The organism is Pseudomonas sp. 22072, from assembly GCF_052046095.1.
Lineage (GTDB): Bacteria > Pseudomonadota > Gammaproteobacteria > Pseudomonadales > Pseudomonadaceae > Aquipseudomonas > Aquipseudomonas paracarnis.
The window spans coordinates 1-22,482 of sequence record NZ_JBQEQE010000044.1; the positions used below are offsets into that span (position 1 = coordinate 1).

A 22,482-nucleotide genomic window follows, 5' to 3' on the forward strand; every position below is an offset into this window, starting at 1 on the left:
TCGTTCTTTAAAAATTTGGGTATGTGATAGAAAGATAGACTGAACGTTACTTTCACTGGTAACGGATCAGGCTAAGGTAAAATTTGTGAGTTCTCTTAATTGAGAAATTCGAATTTTCGGCGAATGTCGTCTTCACAGTATAACCAGATTGCTTGGGGTTATATGGTCAAGTGAAGAAGCGCATACGGTGGATGCCTTGGCAGTCAGAGGCGATGAAAGACGTGGTAGCCTGCGAAAAGCTTCGGGGAGTCGGCAAACAGACTTTGATCCGGAGATGTCTGAATGGGGGAACCCAGCCATCATAAGATGGTTATCTTGTACTGAATACATAGGTGCAAGAAGCGAACCAGGGGAACTGAAACATCTAAGTACCCTGAGGAAAAGAAATCAACCGAGATTCCCTTAGTAGTGGCGAGCGAACGGGGACTAGCCCTTAAGTGGCTTTGAGATTAGCGGAACGCTCTGGAAAGTGCGGCCATAGTGGGTGATAGCCCTGTACGCGAAAATCTCTTAGTCATGAAATCGAGTAGGACGGAGCACGAGAAACTTTGTCTGAATATGGGGGGACCATCCTCCAAGGCTAAATACTACTGACTGACCGATAGTGAACTAGTACCGTGAGGGAAAGGCGAAAAGAACCCCGGAGAGGGGAGTGAAATAGATCCTGAAACCGTATGCGTACAAGCAGTGGGAGCCCACTTTGTTGGGTGACTGCGTACCTTTTGTATAATGGGTCAGCGACTTATTTTCAGTGGCGAGCTTAACCGAATAGGGGAGGCGTAGCGAAAGCGAGTCTTAATAGGGCGTCTAGTCGCTGGGAATAGACCCGAAACCGGGCGATCTATCCATGGGCAGGTTGAAGGTTGGGTAACACTAACTGGAGGACCGAACCGACTACCGTTGAAAAGTTAGCGGATGACCTGTGGATCGGAGTGAAAGGCTAATCAAGCTCGGAGATAGCTGGTTCTCCTCGAAAGCTATTTAGGTAGCGCCTCATGTATCACTGTAGGGGGTAGAGCACTGTTTCGGCTAGGGGGTCATCCCGACTTACCAAACCGATGCAAACTCCGAATACCTACAAGTGCCGAGCATGGGAGACACACGGCGGGTGCTAACGTCCGTCGTGAAAAGGGAAACAACCCAGACCGTCAGCTAAGGTCCCAAAGTTATGGTTAAGTGGGAAACGATGTGGGAAGGCTTAGACAGCTAGGAGGTTGGCTTAGAAGCAGCCACCCTTTAAAGAAAGCGTAATAGCTCACTAGTCGAGTCGGCCTGCGCGGAAGATGTAACGGGGCTCAAACCATACACCGAAGCTACGGGTATCACGTAAGTGATGCGGTAGAGGAGCGTTCTGTAAGCCTGTGAAGGTGAGTTGAGAAGCTTGCTGGAGGTATCAGAAGTGCGAATGCTGACATGAGTAACGATAATGGGTGTGAAAAACACCCACGCCGAAAGACCAAGGTTTCCTGCGCAACGTTAATCGACGCAGGGTTAGTCGGTCCCTAAGGCGAGGCTGAAAAGCGTAGTCGATGGAAAACAGGTTAATATTCCTGTACTTCTGGTTATTGCGATGGAGGGACGGAGAAGGCTAGGCCAGCTTGGCGTTGGTTGTCCAAGTTTAAGGTGGTAGGCTGGAATCTTAGGTAAATCCGGGATTTCAAGGCCGAGAGCTGATGACGAGTTACCTTTTAGGTAACGAAGTGGTTGATGCCATGCTTCCAAGAAAAGCTTCTAAGCTTCAGGTAACCAGGAACCGTACCCCAAACCGACACAGGTGGTTGGGTAGAGAATACCAAGGCGCTTGAGAGAACTCGGGTGAAGGAACTAGGCAAAATGGCACCGTAACTTCGGGAGAAGGTGCGCCGGTGAGGGTGAAGGACTTGCTCCGTAAGCTCATGCCGGTCGAAGATACCAGGCCGCTGCGACTGTTTATTAAAAACACAGCACTCTGCAAACACGAAAGTGGACGTATAGGGTGTGACGCCTGCCCGGTGCCGGAAGGTTAATTGATGGGGTTAGCTAACGCGAAGCTCTTGATCGAAGCCCCGGTAAACGGCGGCCGTAACTATAACGGTCCTAAGGTAGCGAAATTCCTTGTCGGGTAAGTTCCGACCTGCACGAATGGCGTAACGATGGCGGCGCTGTCTCCACCCGAGACTCAGTGAAATTGAAATCGCTGTGAAGATGCAGTGTATCCGCGGCTAGACGGAAAGACCCCGTGAACCTTTACTATAGCTTTGCACTGGACTTTGAATTTGCTTGTGTAGGATAGGTGGGAGGCTTTGAAGCGTGGACGCCAGTCTGCGTGGAGCCATCCTTGAAATACCACCCTGGCAACTTTGAGGTTCTAACTCAGGTCCGTTATCCGGATCGAGGACAGTGTATGGTGGGTAGTTTGACTGGGGCGGTCTCCTCCTAAAGAGTAACGGAGGAGTACGAAGGTGCGCTCAGACCGGTCGGAAATCGGTCGTAGAGTATAAAGGCAAAAGCGCGCTTGACTGCGAGACAGACACGTCGAGCAGGTACGAAAGTAGGTCTTAGTGATCCGGTGGTTCTGTATGGAAGGGCCATCGCTCAACGGATAAAAGGTACTCCGGGGATAACAGGCTGATACCGCCCAAGAGTTCATATCGACGGCGGTGTTTGGCACCTCGATGTCGGCTCATCACATCCTGGGGCTGAAGCCGGTCCCAAGGGTATGGCTGTTCGCCATTTAAAGTGGTACGCGAGCTGGGTTTAGAACGTCGTGAGACAGTTCGGTCCCTATCTGCCGTGGACGTTTGAGATTTGAGAGGGGCTGCTCCTAGTACGAGAGGACCGGAGTGGACGAACCTCTGGTGTTCCGGTTGTCACGCCAGTGGCATTGCCGGGTAGCTATGTTCGGAATAGATAACCGCTGAAAGCATCTAAGCGGGAAACTAGCCTCAAGATGAGATCTCACTGGAACCTTGAGTTCCCTGAAGGGCCGTCGAAGACTACGACGTTGATAGGTTGGGTGTGTAAGCGCTGTGAGGCGTTGAGCTAACCAATACTAATTGCCCGTGAGGCTTGACCATATAACACCCAAGCAATTTGAGTCGAAAGGCCAGATTGCGGTGTGTGAAGACGCAATGAACCGAAAGTTCGACGCTCACAAAACACCACGATCTATCACATACCCAATTTGCTGAAGCGAGGCCAGCTGGCCACGACTCAGTACCCGAATTTCTTGACGACCATAGAGCATTGGAACCACCTGATCCCATCCCGAACTCAGCAGTGAAACGATGCATCGCCGATGGTAGTGTGGGGTTTCCCCATGTGAGAGTAGGTCATCGTCAAGATTAAATTCCGAAACCCCAATTGCGAAAGCAGTTGGGGTTTTGTTTTGGGCGCTCTAAAAGCACGCCAACTTCCAAAGCCTGCATAGCGTTCCATTGAAACCTTTTGTACAGATACCCGAATACCAGTCGAACCTTGCGTGTTATCAAGGTTCACAGGTGGTGCGCCATGTATTTATCTCCACGGTTATGTACCTCGCAGACACCCACGTAGCGTCTGAGCTGTGAAACAAAATAATCGCCGGGAACAGGCCCTGCTGCCTGTCCGGATCCAACCGCCCCGGACTATCATGCTGATAGCCCTACCCCTCACCGCAAGGAGCCGCTCGGAACGCCGATGCGCCAGATCTGGAAATCTTTTCGAGCCCTTTATTTCGCCTCTTTGATGATGCTGATCGGCTCCGGCCTACTTAGTACTTATCTGGCTTTGCGTCTGGCAGCAGACAATGTCGACAGCCTGTGGGTCGGTGCGCTGATGGCCGCCAACTATTTTGGCTTGGTGCTGGGCGGCAAGCTCGGACACCGCCTCATCGCCCGGGTCGGGCATATTCGCGCCTACGCCACCTGCGCGGGCATCGTCGGTGCAGCGGTGCTGGGGCACGGTTTGATTGATTGGCTGCCAGCCTGGATCGTGCTGCGGATGATCGTGGGCCTGGGGATGATGTGCCAGTACATGGTCATCGAGAGTTGGCTCAACGAGCAGGCGGATGCCAAGCAGCGCGGTGTGGTGTTCAGCGGCTACATGATTGCGTCCTACCTTGGGTTGGTGCTGGGCCAACTGATCCTGGTCATGCATCCCCATCTTGGGCTTGAGCTGTTGATGCTCGTGGCGTTGTGCTTTGCGCTGTGCCTGGTCCCGGTGGCAATGACTCGACGCATTCACCCGGCCCCACTGCACCCGGCCCCGATGGAGCCGCGTTTCTTTATCAAGCGTGTGCCGCAGTCGCTCAGCACCGTGTTGGGCGCTGGGTTGATCGTCGGTTCGTTCTACGGCTTGGCACCACTGTACGCCTCTCAGCAGGGCCTGACGACCGAGCAAGTCGGCCTGTTCATGGGTAGCTGCATTTTTGCTGGATTGGTCGTGCAGTGGCCACTGGGCTGGTTGTCGGACCGCTATGACCGCGCGCTGCTGATTCGCTGCTTCGCCTTGTGCCTGGCGGTGACGGCCTTGCCGTTGGCAATCATGACGCAGGTTCCGCTGAAAGTGTTGTTCGTGGCAGGCTTCTTCTGTTCGCTGGTGCAGTTCTGCCTTTACCCTTTGGCAGTGGCCTTTTCCAACGACCATGTGGAAGGCGATCGTCGGGTATCGCTGACGGCCATGTTGCTGGTGACCTACGGGATCGGCGCCAGCGTGGGGCCGCTGTTGGCCGGTGTGGTAATGAAGCTATTCGGCAGCCAGATGCTCTATGCGTTTTTCAGCCTGTGTGCATTGATCCTGGTGTGGCGCATTCGCCCCAAGGCGGTGACCAACCTGCATCAGGTCGATGACGCGCCGCTGCATCACGTGGCGATGCCCGACAGCATGTCCAGTTCGCCTTTGGTGGCTGCCCTTGACCCGCGGGTGGATGAGCAGGTGGTACAGGATCAGATGCAAGTCACTGTGCCCGAGCCAGAGCCTGCCCCTGAAACCGATGAGCCGACGAGCGAAGAGCCGCACGAGCCACCAGACCCGGACGAACATCCCCATGACTTGAGCAGGGCACGCCCCTGAACGAAAAAACGGGCAGATCCCATCAGGATCTGCCCGTTTTTTTATCTCAGCGTCTAACGCTTAAAGATCGTCGTCTTTATCGAAGCGCCGAGCTTCACGCTGTAATTGGTAGACAAAGCGTTCCACTTGTCGCTGCACCAAGCCACTCATGTTATGAAAGCGCACGCCGGCAAAGGTGGTGTTGATCTTGTCTTCGAAGTGTAGATAGCGCAGTTCCACGGAGGTGGACATGCTGCCGAAGGGCAGGGCGGCGATAAAGCGATCATAGACCTGGCCTAACTGCAGACGCTCAGAGATGTCGCCTTCAAAGCGCAATTTGCAGCCGGTTGCCGAGATATCCAACAGCTTACCGCTGACAGGGGCCTTGAGCTTCTCGCCACCTAACTGAATATCCACCAATTGCGCGAGTTTCAGTGCGGCGCGGAAGGCATTGCGTCTTTGGTGGTAAACCACTTCGCCGGGCAGGCTGCCGCTGTAGATGCGGTGGCCGCCTTTCTCGCTGATGGTCAAGGTGCCGTTGCTTTCCCAGGCAACCCGCACGCCCTCATGGAAGCCTTCGATACGGAAGGCTTCGCCATTCTCAAGATAGCGTTCACCGTCGCGGGGAATCATTTCGTCCAGTACCAGCGTCTTGCTGTCCCGGTCGATGTCCACCAGGTAGCTCTGGAAGCGCTGGCTACGTTCGTGGAAGGTGATGATCAGCGGGTCATGGCTTTCTTGCAGCATCCGCAACGTGCTGGCGATTTCCAGAGGCGTGGTGAGCACCTTGGGTGGCTGCGGTGCATCTTCCGCATTAAGGGCGTTGAACACGGTTCTTCCATCTCCAGGCAAAATACGACTACACGCAAGAACCGGCATTTTGCCAGTATGTAGCGCGCCTTGGATAGGTCGCGCTGTAAACCGGCGTCAGGCTTGGCTGCGGGTGCTTGGTTTGATCAGGCGTGAGGTGGAGCCTTGGGCGTTATACAGGGCCGGAGGCTCTCCGCCGTGCAGTATGCGCAACTGATTGGCGGTGGTGGCTTGCTGAAGCTGGATCGACTGGCCGTTGAGCAGGTTGGCTTCCTGGCACTGGGCGAGCAAATGATTGAGTTCTTTGCTTTGTGCCAGCAGTTGATCGCCGACTGAGGAGTGGCTGGCCAGTTGTGCCAGGCCATCATGATCGGCGGGCAGGCCCAGGCTGATCAGAATCTCGCTGCGTTTTTTGCCGTGCTGTTCGAGCAAGACAATCAGGGACTGTTTGCGCGCCAGGATTTCTTCCAGCAAGGGCATATCCCGGCCGTACAAGGCCAGTGATTCTTCCTTGAGCAGCTCGAGCAATTGTTGCGTCGGCGCCAGATCATCAATGATCAGTTGGAGCAAATGTTCGTCGTGGTGCATGGCTGGCCTTGGGTTTTAAGCGTCCAAAAGCCCAGCGCAGGCGTTTGCCTAGCGCTCGGCTTCGAAGTTGAGCAGCTTGCTGGCTACACGGTTGCTGTCGACTTTATAGCTGCCATCGGCGATAGCCTGTTTCAACTCGGCCACGCGGGCTTTATTGACGACGGGTTGATCGCGCAGCGAGTCAGTGACCTTCTGCAACTGTTGAGCCTCATTGCTCAGGTGTACCGATTCCCCACTCTGGCTGGCGGCGGCCTGTTCTGCTTTGGCAGGCAAGGGCTGCGGCTTGGCCTCTACGCTGTCCTTGGCACCGGCGGTGCGCGTATTGCCGGGCAAGGCCGGGGTGTTATTCAAACGACTGAAATCAATGACCATGTTGAAAAACCTCTGGGTATTTGGACGCTTGCCATGTTTTCGGCCATACCCGGGCAAACTTTAGGCTCGATTGACAATAAACCTGTACGGCTCAATATCCAGCACACAGTGTAGGAAAAGCTGGCATTTGATTCCAGTCATCTATAGCGCCACCTCGACCTGGCCTGGTGCCGTGACCCGCGCCTTGATCACGCGATTGGAGTTGAGGTTCTTGACGCGGATCTGTTCGCTCATGCCGCCATTTGACAGCGCCTCGCCCGGCATCCTGACGTTCAGGCCGCCGCTGCTGGCGGAAATTACCACCTGGTCACCCTTGCGAATCACCTCGGCCTGTTCCAGATGAACCAGCGTGAGGACTTGGTCGGTGACCACTGGCCGCGTGAGTTTCTGCCCGACGGCCTGTTCCAGCGACGTCAGGTAGCCCTGGTTGATCAAGCTGATATCCCGCTCGCGCAACGCCACGTCGTCGTAGCCGATGATGCCCGTGCGCTTCAACGGTCGCGCCACTACCACCACATCGCGATACAGCTTGACCTGAGCTGGTACGAAAACCGTCCAGGGCGAGGCGCCCTCACAGCGTACCTTTACGGTCACACGACCGATGGGCTGGGCGGGGCTTTCCAGAGTGGCTGTCAATTCCTTGTCGCACATTGGCATGCGCAATCGAGGGTCCAACTGGTTGACCTGAATTTCATAACGCCCCGGCGTCTGGGTAGTCGCCAGATAATCTTCTACAGTGAACTCAAGAAAGCCTTGGGTGACGCCGATAAGTAGATCAGGCAGGGTGACGTTGTCGGCACGGGCCGTGGCGCCCAGGCTCGAGACAAGCAGTGCCATCGCGGCGCAGAGCAGTCTACGGTAGCGTGAGCGGCCAGGGTGTCGGGAAACTGTCGTTTTAATATCCATACTCAGTAAATAGCAAAGCTCGTGCCGTTTAGTGTTGGGTACGCGTCGTACCCCTAGGATTTAGGAGTCTGGGCATGGCAGGTGTAATGGATTCAGTAAACCAGCGCACACAGCTGGTAGGGCAGAATCGCCTGGAGTTGTTGCTTTTCCGCCTGGATGGCAAACAGTTGTATGGCATCAACGTGTTTAAAGTGCGTGAAGTGCTGCAATGTCCCAAGTTGACGATCATGCCCAAGTCCAGTCCGGTGGTGTGCGGCGTGGCCAACATCCGTGGCGCGACCATTCCGATTCTTGACCTGGCCATGGCCACGGGGGCCGCGGGTTTGCAAGACCGCCAGAACCCCTTCGTGATCATCACCGAATACAACACCAAGACCCAGGGTTTCCTGGTGCGCTCGGTGGAGCGCATCGTCAATATGAACTGGGAAGAGATCCATCCGCCGCCCAAGGGCACGGGGCGCGATCACTACCTGACGGCCGTGACGCGGGTCGATAACCAGTTGGTGGAAATCATCGACGTGGAGAAGATCCTCGCCGAAGTGGCCCCCACCTCGGAAACCATCTCCGTCGGGGTGGTGGATGCCGAAACGGCACACAAGGCGGTTTCGCTGCGTGTGTTGACCGTGGACGACTCTTCTGTGGCGCGCAAGCAGGTCACGCGTTGCCTGCAAACGGTCGGGGTTGAGGTGGTAGCGCTCAATGATGGCCGCCAGGCCTTGGATTACCTGCGCAAGCTGGCAGACGAAGGCAAGAGGCCTGAAGAAGAATTCTTGATGATGATCTCTGACATCGAGATGCCGGAAATGGATGGCTACACGCTCACGGCCGAAATACGTAACGATCCACGCATGCAAAAGTTGCATATCATCCTGCATACTTCGTTGTCGGGGGTATTCAATCAGGCAATGGTCAAGAAGGTCGGTGCGGATGACTTTCTGGCCAAGTTCCGTCCTGATGACCTCGCATCCCGGGTAGTCGACCGGATCAAGGCAGCAGATCACGGCTAGGGGATTTCCCCTGGCGGTCACACGATTTAAGAGGCGGCATCATTGTCTACGGGTAATTTGGATTTCGAACAGTTCCGGGTCTTCCTGGAAAAAGCCTGTGGCATATTGCTCGGTGAAAACAAGCAGTACCTGGTATCCAGCCGTCTCAACAAGCTGATGGAACAGCAGGGCATCAAGTCCCTGGGTGAGTTGGTCCAGCGGATCCAGGGGCAGCCGCGCAGTGGGCTCAAGGAAATGGTGGTCGATGCCATGACTACCAACGAAACCTTGTGGTTTCGCGATACCTATCCCTTTGAAGTGCTCAAGAACAAAGTCTTGCCGGAAGCCATCAAGGCCAGCCCGGGCCAGCGCCTGCGTATCTGGTCGGCGGCCTGTTCCTCGGGGCAGGAGCCGTACTCGATCTCGATGTCCATCGACGAGTTCGAGCGGACCAACATGGGCCAGTTGAAAGCCGGCGCGCAAATTGTGGCCACGGACTTGTCCGGCACTATGCTCACCAACTGCAAGACCGGTGAGTACGACAGCCTGGCGTTGGGCCGAGGCTTGTCCCAGGAGCGCCTTCAACGTTACTTCGATCCCAAAGGGGCGGGGCGTTGGGCGATCAAGGCGCCGATCAAGAACCGCGTCGAATTCCGCTCGTTCAACCTGCTCGACAGCTATGCCAGCCTGGGCAAGTTCGACATGGTGTTTTGCCGCAACGTGCTGATCTATTTCTCCGCTGAAGTGAAGAAAGACATCCTGTTGCGTATCCATGGCACGCTCAAGCGTGGAGGTTATCTGTTCCTCGGTGCCTCCGAGGCATTGAACGGCCTGCCGGATCACTTCCAGATGGTGCAGTGCAGCCCGGGAATCATCTATCAGGCCAAGTAGGCCGGGTATAGGCAATAAAACTGTGGGAGCCGGGCTTGCCCGCGATAGCGTTTTGTCAGTCGACGAATAGGTCGGCAGGCACTCCGCCATCGCAGGCAAGCCAGCTCCCACATTTGTTTTCTCGGCAAGCTGGCGTAAAGCGGCAACTGCCCATTGCCGCTTTACTGGCACTACGCGGAAATCGCTTGCCGCTTTTCTGGCATAGTCGCCGGCAACTCCCTTCGAAACCCTTGATATACGGGGCTCTCGCAAGTTTGGCATACACCTTGCTATAACCCTGCTAACGAACAGCAGGTCAGCCTAAAGGTTTCCGCCATGAGCATCAGCTTCGATAAAGCGCTCGGTATCCACGAACAAGCCCTGGGCTTCCGCGCCCAGCGTGCCGAAGTCCTGGCCAACAACATCGCCAACGCCGACACCCCGAACTACAAAGCTCGGGACCTGGACTTCTCCGCCGTGCTCGCCGCACAACAGGACAAGACCAAGAACGGCACCTTCGCCTTGAACATGACCAATAGCCGTCATATCGAAGCGCAAGGCCTGGGCAATGGTGACGAGTCGCTGCTGTATCGCACGCCGATGCAGCCGTCGATCGACCAGAACACCGTTGACGCCCAGCTGGAGCAATCGAACTACGCCGAAAACTCGGTGAACTTCCAAGCCAGCTTCACCCTGCTCAACAGCAAATTCAAAGGGCTGATGTCAGCCCTGCGCGGAGAGTAAGCCATGTCCCTGTCCAGTGTTTTCAATATTGCCGGCAGTGGCATGAGCGCGCAGACCACGCGTTTGAACACCGTCGCCAGTAACATCGCCAACGCCGAGACCGTCTCCTCGAGCATTGACCAGACCTATCGCGCCCGCCATCCGGTATTCGCCACCATGTTCCAGGGTGGCCAGGCAGGCGGCAGCGAGTCGCTGTTCCAGAATCAGGACGCAGCCGGCTCCGGTGTGCAGGTGTTGGGCGTGGTCGAAGACCAGAGCAACCTGGAGGCCCGTTACGAGCCCAACCATCCTGCCGCGAACGAAAAGGGTTACGTCTACTACCCCAACGTCAACGTGGTCGAGGAAATGGCTGACATGATTTCCGCCAGCCGCTCGTTCCAGACCAACGCGGAAATGATGAACACCGCCAAAACCATGATGCAGAAGGTCCTGACCCTGGGTCAGTGATAAGGGGCGCCAAATAATGGCCATCGTTGATACGTCAAACAACACGGCTGTCCAGGACCTGTTCAACTCCAAGGTCAAGGACGCGTCGAACAATGTCTCGAATGTTTCCAAAGCGGCCACGGGTAACCAGGCGCTGGGCAAGGACGCATTCCTGCAGTTGCTGGTGACCCAGCTGAAAAACCAGAACCCGCTGTCGCCCCAGGACAACGGCGCGTTCGTGGCCCAGCTTGCCCAGTTCAGCAGCCTGGAAGGCATCAACACCCTGAACGACTCGGTGAACAACATCTCCAGCAACTTCAGCTCTTCTCAAGCGCTGCAGGCTTCGTCGCTGGTGGGGCGGTCGATCATTATCCAGACCGACAAAGCCATGGTGGATACCAGCAAGAGCATGAACGGTTCAGTGGCGGTGCCATCGGCGGTGGGCAACGTGTCCGTCAAGATCACCGACAAGGACGGCAACGTCGTACGCACTGTGGATATGGGCGCGCAGAGTGCCGGCAGCCAGAGCTTTATCTGGGACGGCAAGAACGACAAGGGTGAGGTCGCCCCAGCCGGCACCTACACCTTCAATGCCTCCACCAAGAACGACAAAGGTGACGCGGTGGCCCTGACCACCTCGCTACCAGCCACGGTCACCAGCGTGACCCTGAGCAAGACCGGCGGCGAAATGCTGCTCAACCTTGCAGGCGGCATGGGCAGCGTCAAGCTGTCGCAAATTCAGACTATCGGTACATAGAGCCGGCTAAATACGGCAGAGGAGAGAAACATGTCTTTTAACATCGGCCTTAGCGGCCTCTATGCGGCCAACAAACAACTGGACGTGACCGGCAACAACATCGCCAACGTCGCGACCACTGGCTTCAAGTCATCCCGTGCGGAATTCGCGGATATCTACGCGGCCTCCAAGCTGGGCACTGGCCAGAACAGCATCGGCAACGGTGTGAATCTGGCGGCGGTGTCCCAGCAGTTCACCCAGGGCGACGTCAACGGGAGTGGCGGCATCCTCGACATGGCGATCCAGGGTGGTGGCTTCTTCGTGCAGAAGGGCAGCGACGGTTCGCTGGAATACACCCGTAGCGGTGCTTTCCGTGCGGACAAAGACGGCTATATCACCAACAATACCGGCACCTCGCGCCTGCAAGGCTATGCCGCGGACGAGAATGGCAAAATCACCAAAGGCGGCCTGGTTGACCTGCAGCTGAACCTGGCGAACCTGCCGCCGAAGGCGTCTACCAAGGTGGACTCTTCCAGCAACCTGAACTCCTCGTCGCCGGTGATCGATCAGTCCAAGAACCCGTTTGATCCAACCAAGTCCGAAAGCTTCACCACGCAATACAGCACCACCTTGTACGACTCCCAGGGTAATGCGCACCCGATGGTGCAGTACTTGGTCAAAACCGATGCCAACCAGTGGCAGGCCTACACCTTGATCGATGGCCGCAATCCTGATGGTTCGGCTCCTACCGGTACCGGTGCTGACGTGAAGGCGCCTGTGCCGTCGACGTTGAGCTTCGATGGTGCTGGTAACCTCAAGAGCATCGTGACCGGCGGTGTTGCCGGTAACACCTTGACCATCAAGGATTGGGTACCTGGCACGGTGACCGATGGAGTATGGAAAGCTAACGATGCGACGGCTAACAAGGATGGCATCGCCATCAACATGGGCACCGTCACCCAGTACAACTCGGCCAGCTACCGTAACCCGCCGGTCACAGATGGTTACGCCACCGGCCAGATCACCGGCCTGAAGATCGATGGCAGCGGCGTGCTCTTCGCCACCTTCAGTAACCAGCAGAGCAAGGCCATCGGCCAGATTTCCCTGGCCAGCTTCAACAACGAGCAGGGCCTGCAGCCCGCCGGCGGTACGACCTGGAAAGAGACCTTCGCGTCGGGCCAGCCGGGCTACGACGCACCGGAATCTGGCACTCTGGGGTCGATCAAGGCCAGTTCCCTGGAGAACTCCAACGTCAACTTGACCAACGAGCTGGTGGACCTGATCAAGGCCCAGAGCAACTACCAGGCGAACGCCAAGACCATCTCCACCCAAAGCACCATCATGCAGACCATCATTCAGATGACCTGATAGGTTAGCGCTTTAAAATGTGGGAGGGGGCTTGCCCCCGATAGCGGTGAATCAGCCAAGTATCCATTGACTGACACCCTATCGGGAGCAAGCCCCCTCCCACATTTGCATCTGCTTCATGCTGTCCATCCAGGTATTGACCGAACAGCAATACCGCAACAAGGGCTTTATGCCCGCCCAAGAAAAAGCCCCCGATACACCCTAGGTGTATCGGGGGCTTTTCTGCCTCGGGTGGTTAAACCCAGGGCAGGTTCAGCTTATTGGCAAGCTTCGCAATCCGGCTCGTCAATCGCGCAGGCCTTTGGCACAGGTGCCGGGCCGGCTGGCGCTGCGAGTACCGAGTCATCACCGTGGTTGCCGCTGGACACTGCGTTCAGCTTGCCGGTGTTGATGGTCGACTTCTCGGTGCTGGTGGCGGCCAGGGCACGGAGGTAGTAAGTGGTTTTCAGGCCACGGTACCACGCCATGCGGTAGGTCACGTCCAGCTTCTTGCCCGAAGCGCCGGCGATGTACAGGTTCAGGGACTGGGCCTGGTCGATCCACTTCTGACGACGGCTGGCGGCGTCAACGATCCACTTGGTGTCCACTTCGAAGGCGGTCGCGTAGAGCTCTTTGAGTTCTTGCGGGATGCGCTCGATCTGCTGCACGGAACCGTCGTAGTACTTCAGGTCGTTGATCATGACCGAGTCCCACAGGCCACGGGCCTTCAGATCGCGAACCAGGTACGGGTTGATCACGGTGAATTCGCCCGACAGGTTCGATTTCACATACAGGTTCTGGTAGGTCGGTTCGATCGACTGCGACACGCCAGTGATGTTGGCGATGGTGGCGGTCGGTGCGATGGCCATGATGTTGGAGTTACGAATACCCTTCTGCACACGGGCACGTACCGGGGCCCAGTCCAGGGTTTCGTTCAGGTCGACGTCGATGTACTTCTGGCCACGGGCTTCGATCAGGATCTGTTGCGAATCCAGCGGCAGGATGCCCTTGGACCACAGCGAACCCTGGAACGTCTCGTAGGCGCCGCGCTCGTCGGCCAGGTCGCAGGAAGCCTGGATCGCGTAGTAGCTGACCGCTTCCATGGACTTGTCGGCGAACTCGACCGCTGCATCGGAACCGTAAGGGATGTGCTGCAGGTACAACGCGTCCTGGAAGCCCATGATCCCCAGGCCAACCGGACGGTGCTTGAAGTTGGAGTTCTGCGCCTGTGGCACCGAGTAGTAGTTGATGTCGATGACGTTATCGAGCATGCGTACGGCGGTGTTGACGGTACGCTCCAGCTTGGCGGTGTCCAGCTTGCCGTTGACGATGTGGTTCGGCAGGTTGATCGAGCCCAGGTTGCAAACGGCGATCTCGTCCTTGTTGGTGTTCAAGGTGATCTCGGTGCACAGGTTCGAGCTGTGGACCACGCCCACGTGCTGCTGCGGGCTGCGCAGGTTGCATGGGTCCTTGAAGGTCAACCATGGGTGGCCGGTTTCGAACAGCATGGACAGCATTTTGCGCCACAGGTCTTTGGCCTGGATGGTCTTGAACAGCTTGACCTTGCCTGGGTACTCGGTGAGGGCTTCGTAGTACTCGTAGCGCTCTTCGAAGGCCTTGCCGGTCAGGTCGTGCAGGTCCGGCACTTCGGATGGCGAGAACAGGGTCCACTTGCCGTCATCGAAGACGCGCTTCATGAACAGGTCAGGGATCCAGTTGGCGGTGTTCATGTCGTGGGTACGACGACGGTCATCACCGGTGTTCTTGCGCAGCTCGATGAACTCTTCAATGTCCATGTGCCAGGTTTCCAGGTAGGCACATACAGCGCCTTTGCGCTTGCCACCCTGGTTCACGGCAACGGCGGTGTCGTTCACCACTTTCAGGAACGGTACGACGCCCTGGGACTTGCCGTTGGTGCCCTTGATGTACGAGCCCAGTGCACGCACTGGGGTCCAGTCGTTGCCCAGGCCACCGGCGAATTTGGACAACATGGCGTTGTCGTGGATCGCGTGGTAGATGCCCGACAGGTCATCCGGCACGGTGGTCAGGTAGCAGCTCGACAGCTGTGGACGCAGGGTGCCGGCGTTGAACAGGGTCGGGGTCGACGACATGTAGTCGAAGGACGACAGCAGGTTGTAGAACTCGATCGCACGGTCTTCTTTGTTCTTCTCTTCGATCGCCAGGCCCATGGCCACGCGCATGAAGAACACTTGCGGCAGTTCGAAGCGGATGCCGTCCTTGTGGATGAAGTAACGGTCGTACAGGGTTTGCAGGCCCAGGTAGGTGAACTGCTGGTCACGCTCGTGGTTGATCGCCTTGCCGAGTTTTTCCAGGTCGAAGGTGGCCAGGATCGGGTTCAGCAATTCGAATTCGATACCTTTGGCGATGTAGGCCGGCAGGGCCTTGGCGTACAGGTCGGCCATCTCGTGGTGAGTGGCGCTGTCGGCGACTTTCAGGAAGCCCAGGCCTTCGGCACGCAGGGTGTCCATCAGCAGGCGGGCGGTCACGAACGAGTAGTTCGGCTCACGCTCGACCAGGGTACGGGCGGTCATCACCAGGGCGGTGTTGACGTCGGTCAGGGCCACGCCGTCGTACAGGTTCTTCAGGGTTTCGCGCTGGATCAGGTCACCATCGACTTCTTCCAGGCCTTCGCAGGCCTCGGTGATGATGGTGTTCAGGCGGCCCAGGTCCAGCGGTGCGAAGCTGCCGTCGGCCAGGGTGATGCGGATCGACGGGTGCGCTTGTACGGCGGCTTCTTCGGCCGGAGAACGTACTGCACGCTCCTTGGCGCGCGAGTCACGGTAGATCACGTAGTCGCGGGCCACTTTTTGCTCGCCGGCACGCATCAGGGCCAGTTCTACCTGGTCCTGGATTTCTTCGATATGGATAGTGCCGCCCGATGGCATGCGACGCTTGAAGGTCGCGGTGACCTGTTCGGTCAGGCGTGCAACGGTGTCGTGGATGCGCGACGAAGCGGCAGCGGTGCCGCCTTCAACTGCAAGAAACGCTTTGGTGATGGCGACGGTGATTTTGTCATCGGTATAAGGAACGACAGTGCCGTTACGCTTGATCACGCGCAGTTGGCCAGGTGCAGTGGCGGACAGATCCAGGTTCGAATCAGCGGCCTGCGGCACGGAGCCCTGCGGGTTCTCGCGAGTTGTGTCGGTTTGCATGAGGGGGTGTCTCCACATTCTATATTTATTTGGGCACCATCACGGTGCCCACCGTTCCGTCCTGAAGCACTTACAGCAGGCCTGGGCCTGGCATAACAACTTCGGGACAGGAGGAAGGGAGCTCATCGCGCCGCTTCCATGCCGAAGTCTTTGGTTCGGGGCCGGGGAGCCCTTCGCCGTATTCCTGGTGGGTGACAGTGGCCCCATTCAAGCCCTGCAACACCCGTACCGTTTTCTGCCAATCGGGTTGGAAAACGGCCGCCATCCGCGTGCGCGGTTTGGGCTTTCAAAAAATGCTTTGGTTCAACCAAACGCGAGCAAGAAAGCGCTTGAGTTTCTTGTCTGATCTGTGTTTGGTCTTTTCGCTGAAAACCCTACATGTAGGGTTTTTTTAGCGCCGAGGTACAAGATAATGCGTTTTTGGGGGCTTAGCAACGCACTACCTGTGGATAACGCTGTGGGTAAAATGTGTATGAATCATGGAACACCCGTGTAGGCCGCATTACTACTGGATTACACCGTTTGTCACCGAATATTCCCGGGTAGAAACTGCCGGCGGGAATTTTGAGGGCGCGAACCCTACCACAAAAAATCGCCATGACCGAATGGATTTCCCGGCTTGTGTTCAAGGGCCGGTGCATGGCTACAATCGGCCTTTGTTATGCCTTCAAAACATGACAAACAGGCTATGCCTGCGGAAGATCAATAGGTGGGAGCTGGCTTGCCTGCGATGGCGTTGGATCAGCCGCCAACAGNCATCGCAGGCAAGCCAGCTCCCACACCGACCGTATTTCACATTCGATTGTGTCGGCCAGAAGAACTTCTTATAAAAACGAGGACAATGCATGGAGCAAGAAGCCTGGCAGATACTGATCGTCGAGGACGACGAGCGACTCGCCGAGTTGACCCGTGAGTACCTGGAAAGCAACGGCCTGCGTGTGTCGGTGGAAAGCGATGGTGCCAAGGCCACGGCGCGCATCATCGCCGAACAGCCCGACCTGGTGATCCTCGACCTGATGCTGCCCGGCGAAGACGGCCTGACCATCTGCCGCAAGGTGCGCGAGCGCTATGACGGCGTGATCCTGATGCTCACCGCGCGCACCGACGACATGGACCAGGTGCAGGGCTTGGACATGGGCGCCGACGACTATGTGTGCAAACCCGTGCGCCCGCGTTTGTTGCTGGCACGTATCCAGGCGCTGCTGCGCCGCAGCGAACCGGTGTTGCCCGTTGCAGTGGAAAACCAGCGCCGCCTCCAGTTTGGTCCGTTGGTGGTGGACAATGCCTTGCGCGAAGCCTGGTTGCATGAGGGCAGCATCGAACTGACCAGCGCTGAATTCGACCTGTTGTGGCTGCTGGTTGCAAACGCCGGACGCATTCTGTCCCGCGAAGAAATCTTCATAGCTCTGCGCGGTATTGGTTATGACGGCCAGGATCGCTCCATTGATGTGCGTATCTCGCGCATTCGGCCAAAGATCGGCGACGATCCGATCCACCCACGCCTGATCAAGACAATTCGCAGCAAAGGCTACCTGTTCGTCCCCGAAGCTGCTGCCGATATGCCGCTGTGAACTCGATCTTCCTGCGCATCTACGGCGGCATGTGCGCGGCGCTGATCCTGGTGGCGTTGCTCGGCGCCCTGGCACTGCACCTGCTTAATGACGTGCGCAGCGGCCAGTACCGTGAGCGCCTGGCCCACGGCACCTTTGCGTTGATGGGCGATAACCTGCAACCCATGAGCACCATTGAACGGCAGCGCGCCTTGGCGGTGTGGGAGCGCTTGCTGGGCATCCCGCTGGAGTTGCGCACGTTCACCGATGCGCAATTGGACTTGGGCCAGCGCAACCGCCTGCAACGCGGCCAGGTCCTGGTGGAACAGACCGGCCCCCACGCGGCGCGGGTGCTGCGGTTGGTCAGCGAGCAAGAGCAATTGGTGCTCACCGGCGAAGTGCAGCAGATCAGCGAGCAATTGGCCCGTGCGACTATTTACCTGCTGGCCGACGAACTGGTGCGTTTCCCGGTGGCCGAACAGCCCCAGCGCCTGGCCGACATCAAACACGCCAAGGGTTTTGGTTTTGAAATGCACCTGATGGCCCTTGACCAGGCCGACATGGACGACGACCAGCGTCGTCGCGTGGCGGAGGGCGATACGGTGATGGCGCTGGGCAAGGGCGGCGATTCGATTCGCGTGTTTGCCGGCATGGTCGGCACCCCGTGGGTACTGGAGATCGGCCCGCTGTACCAGATGAATCCGTACCCGGCGCAATGGCTGATCCTGATCACCTTGATCGGCCTGACTTTGATCGGCTTGATCGTCTATTTGCTGGTGCGTCAACTTGAGCGCCGGCTCAAAGGTCTTGAGGCGGCGGCTACGCGTATCGCCAAGGGCAACCTGGAAGTGCGCGTACCCGCTCGCGGTGCAGACTCGGTCGGGCGGCTGGCGGCAGCTTTCAATGGCATGGCCGAGCACCTGCAGCAATTGCTGGCGATTCAGCGTGAGCTGGTGCGGGCGGTCTCCCACGAGCTGCGCACTCCGGTCGCGCGCCTGCGTTTTGGCCTGGAGATGATCGGTGACGCCGCCACGCCCGAGGCGCGGCGCAAGTACCTGGAGGGTATGGATGGCGATATCCAGGACCTTGATGGCCTGGTGGACGAGATGCTCACTTATGCCCGCTTGGAACAGGGTGCGCCGGAACTGAATTTCCAGCGCGTGGACCTTAATGCATTGCTCGACCAGGTGATTGGCGAATTATCGCCATTGCGCCCGCAGGTCACCGTCACCCGGGGTATTTGCCTTTCCTCGGCACATTGGGATGACGCCTGGGTCGACGCTGAACCGCGCTACTTGCACCGTGCCCTGCAAAATCTGGTGAGTAACGCCATGCGCCACGCCAGAGGCCAGGTGTTGATCAGTTATCAGGTGGGGCAGGTGCGCTGTCGCATCGATGTGGAAGACGACGGCCCTGGTGTGCCGGAAAGCGCCTGGGAGCGGATCTTCACGCCGTTCCTGCGCTTGGATGACAGCCGTACCCGCGCCTCTGGCGGGCATGGCCTGGGTTTGTCGATCGTGCGGCGGATTATCTATTGGCACGGCGGGCGGGCGTTGATCAGCAAGAGCAATAACCTGGGTGGGGCGTGTTTCAGCCTGAGCTGGCCCAGGGATCAGAATAAACCCTGAAACCGCTATCGTAGGCAAGCCAGCTCCCACAGGTGAATGCGTTCCCAATGTGGGAGCCGGGCTTGCCCGCGATGGTGGCCTACCAGGCGCTGATAGCCACCAGGCTCAACAACTGCTCCCCTTGCACCACAAACTGCCCTTCCAGCTCTTTGCCATGGCCCCACTCTTGCGAAAGATCGGTCAGCAACCGCAACCGCACCCTCCCAGCCGCTGACCACTCCAGCACCTCGGCATGCTCGAAATAAAAGCGCTTGTGCACGGTCGGATAGAGCGCCTTGAACAGGCTTTCCTTGACCGAAAACGTCAGCGTCACCAGCAAGGCGTGTTGCTCACGGGGCAGGGTGGCCATGCGCTGTAATTCATCGGCCGTCAGGATTTCCCCGGCCAGGCGTTCGGCCCGCTCCAGTGACAGCAGATGCTCCAGGTCCATGCCCAGCCCGCGCCATTGCGCCTTGTGCCCGACAATCGCCGCAGCGTGCCCGGTGCTGTGGGTGATGGAGCCACTGATATGCCCTGGCCAGACCGGGGCGCGGTCTTCGCCGATGGCCGGGACGCAGCGCAGATGATCGAGTCGTTGCAGCGCTTCGCGCGCGCACAGGCGCCCGGCGAGAAATTCCGCCTGGCGCTTGGCGACGGAGCGCTGGATGCTGGGCGGCGGTGGCACATCGCAGCGCTGGAAATCGCCCGGGCTCAATAAAGCCGGGTCGAATCGCGTGCTCAAAAACACCGTGCCCGGCAAAGAAACCGACAACGGCCAATGATCATCGAGTGGGGTGCAGCAAGCGGGTAGGGGCGTCATGCGCGGTATTTTGCCGAGTTGGCGGGCCAGTGGATAGCCCGGTGCGGTTCAACTGCGGTTCAGAGCCTGTTCAGGGGGAGTTCAGGGGCGCCTGCGTAGTCTGGACCCCACAGCCCAAACGCGTATGAGGTAACCACCATGACTGCGATCAAAAAGCTGATGCTGGCCTTGACCATGCTTGGCGCCACTGCCGGCGTGCAGGCGTCCGATGGCGCCTTTGCGGCCTTTGGCAGCGAGAAAACCAAGAAATCCAGCAACCTGATCCATCGTGTCAGCTTCGAAGACGCCGGCACCCAGGCCGCGCCGTGGGGCCAGGCCCTGGGCGCTACCCCTGCGCAACCCGACTATCGCAGCGGCTACGCGCACCTGACTGGCCACTACAATGGCATAAAACTGCGCCCCCAAGAGCTGCAGGGCCGCTATGATATCCCCCTGTCGGCTAGTTGAATTGCAGTGGAGAACCTTATGAAATTGCTGGTGGTGGAAGATGAGGCGCTGCTGCGTCATCACCTGTTTACCCGCCTGACCGACAGCGGGCATGTGGTCGAAGCCGTGGCCAATGCCGAAGAAGCCCTGTACCAGACCGGCCAATTCAACCATGACCTGGCGATCATCGACCTTGGCCTGCCCGGTATGGGCGGCCTGGACCTGATTCGCCAGTTGCGCACCCAGACCAAGACCTTCCCGATCCTGATCCTCACCGCCCGCGGCAACTGGCAGGACAAGGTTGAAGGCTTGGCGGCCGGGGCCGACGACTACGTGGTCAAGCCGTTCCAGTTCGAAGAGCTGGAGGCACGCATGAACGCCTTGCTGCGCCGCTCCAGCGGTTTTACCCAGTCGACTATCGTTGCCGGGCCGCTGCTGCTGGACCTCAACCGCAAGCAAGCCTCCCTGGACGAGCAACCCTTGGCGCTGACCGCCTACGAGTATCGGATCCTCGAATACTTGATGCGTCATCATCAACAAGTGGTCGCCAAAGACCGTTTGATGGAGCAACTGTACCCGGATGACGACGAGCGCGATCCAAACGTGATCGAAGTGCTGGTCGGCCGCCTGCGCCGCAAGCTGGAAGGCCCGGCCGGGTTCAAGCCGATCGACACCGTGCGTGGCCTGGGCTACCTGTTCAATGAGCGCTGCCGTTGATTCGTTCGCTACGTGTGCGCCTGATGCTGGCGGCCGCCACCCTGGCCGTGCTGTTTATGCTCGGCCTGTTGCCGGCCATGCAAGGCGCGTTCAGCCTGGCGTTGCAGGATTCCATCGAACAGCGCCTGGCGTCGGATGTGACCACCCTGATATCTGCGGCGCGGGTCGACAATAACCGCCTGCTGATGCCGGCGCAGTTGCCCGATGAGCGTTTCAACCTCACCGACAGTCGGCTGCTGGGCTATATCTACGACCGGGAAGGCCATCTGGTATGGCGCTCGCGGGCGACCCAGGAAGAAAACATCAACTACAAACCGCGCTACGACGGGCGCGGCAACGAGTTTGCGCGCATTCGCGAGGCCAATGGCCAGGAATTTTTCGTGTATGACGTCGAGGTCCGGCTGCTGGGAGGCAAGAGCGCGGCGTTCAGCATTGTCGCCCTGCAGCCGGTACGCGAATACCAACTGACCCTCGAAGGCCTGCGCGAGAACCTCTACCTCGGGTTCGGCGCGGCCTTGCTGGTGTTGTTGACGCTGTTGTGGCTGGGCCTGACCTGGGGCCTGCAAGCCCTGCGACGCCTGAGCCATGAACTCGACCAGATCGAAGGCGGCACCCGCGAAAGCCTCAGCGAAGAACACCCCCGCGAACTGCTGCGCCTGACCGGCTCCCTGAACCGCTTGCTGCACAGCGAGCGCGAACAGCGTGCGCGCTACCGCGATTCTCTTGATGACTTGGCTCACAGCCTGAAAACGCCACTGGCGGTGTTGCAGGGCGTGAGCGAAGACATGGCCCAGCGGCCTGAAGAACGTAGCCAGGCGTGGGTGCTGCAATCGCAAATCGAACGCATGAGCCAGCAGATCGGTTACCAACTGCAGCGTGCCAGCCTGCGTAAAAGTGGCCTGGTGCGCCACCAGGTCCGCCTGGAACCGGTGGTGCAAAGCCTGTGCGATACATTGGAAAAAGTTTACCGCGACAAGCGGGTCACCGTGACCTTCGATTTACCGCAGGCCTGCGAAGTGCCCATCGAGAAGGGCGCGTTGCTCGAAATGCTCGGCAACCTGCTGGAAAACGCCTACCGCCTGTGTCTCAAGCAAGTGCGTATCAGCCTGATGGAAAACCTCGATGGCATTGAGCTGTGTATCGAAGACGACGGCCCCGGCGTACCACCGGACCAGCGTGCACGGATCCTGCAGCGCGGCGAACGGCTAGATCGCCAGCACCCGGGGCAGGGGATCGGGCTGGCGGTGGTCAAGGACATCATCGAAAGCTATCACGCGCGGTTGACGTTGGGGGATTCAGCGTTGGGTGGGGCGGCGTTCAGGATTCACTTTCCTGCCTTGTGATCTGCACTGGCCTCATCGCAGGCAAGCCAGCTCCCAAATTTTGATGTGTGA

The 22,482-nt window shown here is 58.2% G+C and carries 18 protein-coding genes and 2 rRNA genes; 14 read left to right on the forward strand and 6 right to left on the reverse strand.

What is annotated here, in order from left to right; translation table 11 throughout:
- Positions 1 to 164 precede the first annotated feature (164 nt).
- From ACTJLA_RS25680 to ACTJLA_RS25690, 3 genes are all read left to right on the forward strand, one after another.
- A 23S ribosomal RNA gene (locus tag ACTJLA_RS25680) occupies positions 165 to 3,056 on the forward strand.
- A gap of 151 nt (positions 3,057 to 3,207) precedes the next feature.
- A 5S ribosomal RNA gene (gene rrf, locus ACTJLA_RS25685) occupies positions 3,208 to 3,323 on the forward strand.
- A gap of 334 nt (positions 3,324 to 3,657) precedes the next feature.
- Positions 3,658 to 5,031 carry an MFS transporter gene (locus ACTJLA_RS25690; RefSeq protein ID WP_259284625.1) on the forward strand — a complete coding sequence of 458 codons (1,374 nt, stop codon included), beginning with the start codon at positions 3,658 to 3,660 and terminating at the stop codon, positions 5,029 to 5,031.
- Between the two features lie 60 nt (positions 5,032 to 5,091).
- On the opposite strand, the gene ACTJLA_RS25695 is transcribed toward ACTJLA_RS25690, so the two are convergent.
- The 4 genes from ACTJLA_RS25695 to flgA form a co-directional block, all read right to left on the reverse strand.
- A complete protein-coding gene (locus ACTJLA_RS25695) occupies positions 5,092 to 5,841 on the reverse strand; it encodes a flagellar brake protein (RefSeq protein ID WP_034128460.1) in 750 nt (249 codons plus the stop codon).
- A gap of 96 nt (positions 5,842 to 5,937) precedes the next feature.
- Positions 5,938 to 6,408 (reverse strand): flagella synthesis protein FlgN, encoded by a 471-nt coding sequence (locus ACTJLA_RS25700; protein WP_034128459.1) that lies wholly within the window; start codon positions 6,406 to 6,408, stop codon positions 5,938 to 5,940.
- Positions 6,409 to 6,456: 48 nt separating this feature from the next.
- Positions 6,457 to 6,780 (reverse strand): flagellar biosynthesis anti-sigma factor FlgM, encoded by a 324-nt coding sequence (gene flgM, locus ACTJLA_RS25705; protein WP_054897918.1) that lies wholly within the window; start codon positions 6,778 to 6,780, stop codon positions 6,457 to 6,459.
- Positions 6,781 to 6,921: 141 nt separating this feature from the next.
- Positions 6,922 to 7,686: a flagellar basal body P-ring formation chaperone FlgA gene (gene flgA, locus ACTJLA_RS25710; RefSeq protein ID WP_057976403.1), complete on the reverse strand. Its 765-nt coding sequence runs from the start codon at positions 7,684 to 7,686 to the stop codon at positions 6,922 to 6,924.
- Between the two features lie 74 nt (positions 7,687 to 7,760).
- On the opposite strand from flgA, the gene ACTJLA_RS25715 reads away from it, so the two are divergent.
- The 6 genes from ACTJLA_RS25715 (at position 7,761) to flgE (ending at position 12,816) form a co-directional block, all read left to right on the forward strand.
- A complete protein-coding gene (locus ACTJLA_RS25715; protein ID WP_034128456.1) occupies positions 7,761 to 8,693 on the forward strand; it encodes a chemotaxis protein CheV in 933 nt (310 codons plus the stop codon).
- A 42-nt stretch (positions 8,694 to 8,735) separates the two neighbouring features.
- Positions 8,736 to 9,563 carry a protein-glutamate O-methyltransferase CheR gene (gene cheR / locus ACTJLA_RS25720; protein ID WP_014719581.1) on the forward strand — a complete coding sequence of 276 codons (828 nt, stop codon included), beginning with the start codon at positions 8,736 to 8,738 and terminating at the stop codon, positions 9,561 to 9,563.
- Positions 9,564 to 9,878: 315 nt separating this feature from the next.
- Positions 9,879 to 10,286: a flagellar basal body rod protein FlgB gene (gene flgB, locus ACTJLA_RS25725; RefSeq protein WP_034120825.1), complete on the forward strand. Its 408-nt coding sequence runs from the start codon at positions 9,879 to 9,881 to the stop codon at positions 10,284 to 10,286.
- A gap of 3 nt (positions 10,287 to 10,289) precedes the next feature.
- Entirely contained in the window at positions 10,290 to 10,733 is a 444-nt protein-coding gene (gene flgC / locus ACTJLA_RS25730; protein ID WP_032895649.1) for a flagellar basal body rod protein FlgC, read from the forward strand.
- A gap of 16 nt (positions 10,734 to 10,749) precedes the next feature.
- Positions 10,750 to 11,469, forward strand: coding sequence for a flagellar hook assembly protein FlgD (flgD, locus tag ACTJLA_RS25735; protein WP_034128455.1), 720 nt, complete (start codon positions 10,750 to 10,752; stop codon positions 11,467 to 11,469).
- A 30-nt stretch (positions 11,470 to 11,499) separates the two neighbouring features.
- Positions 11,500 to 12,816, forward strand: a complete 1,317-nt coding sequence (gene flgE / locus ACTJLA_RS25740) for a flagellar hook protein FlgE (RefSeq protein WP_054922158.1) — start codon at positions 11,500 to 11,502, stop codon at positions 12,814 to 12,816.
- 257 nt (positions 12,817 to 13,073) lie between these two features.
- Here the strand turns inward: flgE and ACTJLA_RS25745 are convergent, their stop codons facing one another.
- A complete protein-coding gene (locus ACTJLA_RS25745) occupies positions 13,074 to 15,968 on the reverse strand; it encodes a ribonucleoside-diphosphate reductase subunit alpha (RefSeq protein WP_032879843.1) in 2,895 nt (964 codons plus the stop codon).
- 845 nt (positions 15,969 to 16,813) lie between these two features.
- Here ACTJLA_RS25745 and ACTJLA_RS25750 point away from each other — a divergent pair.
- Complete coding sequence (locus ACTJLA_RS25750; protein WP_014719576.1) at positions 16,814 to 17,539, forward strand: response regulator; 726 nt, start codon at positions 16,814 to 16,816, stop codon at positions 17,537 to 17,539.
- Positions 17,536 to 19,146, forward strand: coding sequence for an ATP-binding protein (locus ACTJLA_RS25755; RefSeq protein WP_198791671.1), 1,611 nt, complete (start codon positions 17,536 to 17,538; stop codon positions 19,144 to 19,146). The genes ACTJLA_RS25750 and ACTJLA_RS25755 overlap by 4 nt, the downstream gene beginning before the upstream one ends.
- Positions 19,147 to 19,225: 79 nt before the next feature.
- On the opposite strand, the gene ACTJLA_RS25760 is transcribed toward ACTJLA_RS25755, so the two are convergent.
- Positions 19,226 to 19,945 carry a 4'-phosphopantetheinyl transferase family protein gene (locus ACTJLA_RS25760; RefSeq protein WP_314546703.1) on the reverse strand — a complete coding sequence of 240 codons (720 nt, stop codon included), beginning with the start codon at positions 19,943 to 19,945 and terminating at the stop codon, positions 19,226 to 19,228.
- A gap of 138 nt (positions 19,946 to 20,083) precedes the next feature.
- On the opposite strand from ACTJLA_RS25760, the gene ACTJLA_RS25765 reads away from it, so the two are divergent.
- From ACTJLA_RS25765 to ACTJLA_RS25775, 3 genes are read left to right on the forward strand one after another with little or no spacing between them, the layout of a single operon-like run.
- The gene (locus tag ACTJLA_RS25765; protein WP_003193560.1) at positions 20,084 to 20,392 is read left to right on the forward strand and encodes a hypothetical protein; all 309 of its coding nucleotides are present in this window, start codon (positions 20,084 to 20,086) and stop codon (positions 20,390 to 20,392) included.
- Positions 20,393 to 20,410: 18 nt separating this feature from the next.
- Entirely contained in the window at positions 20,411 to 21,088 is a 678-nt protein-coding gene (locus tag ACTJLA_RS25770; protein WP_003193559.1) for a response regulator, read from the forward strand.
- The gene (locus tag ACTJLA_RS25775) at positions 21,085 to 22,431 is read left to right on the forward strand and encodes an ATP-binding protein (protein ID WP_314546707.1); all 1,347 of its coding nucleotides are present in this window, start codon (positions 21,085 to 21,087) and stop codon (positions 22,429 to 22,431) included. Before ACTJLA_RS25770 ends, ACTJLA_RS25775 begins: the two co-directional genes overlap by 4 nt.
- Positions 22,432 to 22,482: the final 51 nt, after the last annotated feature.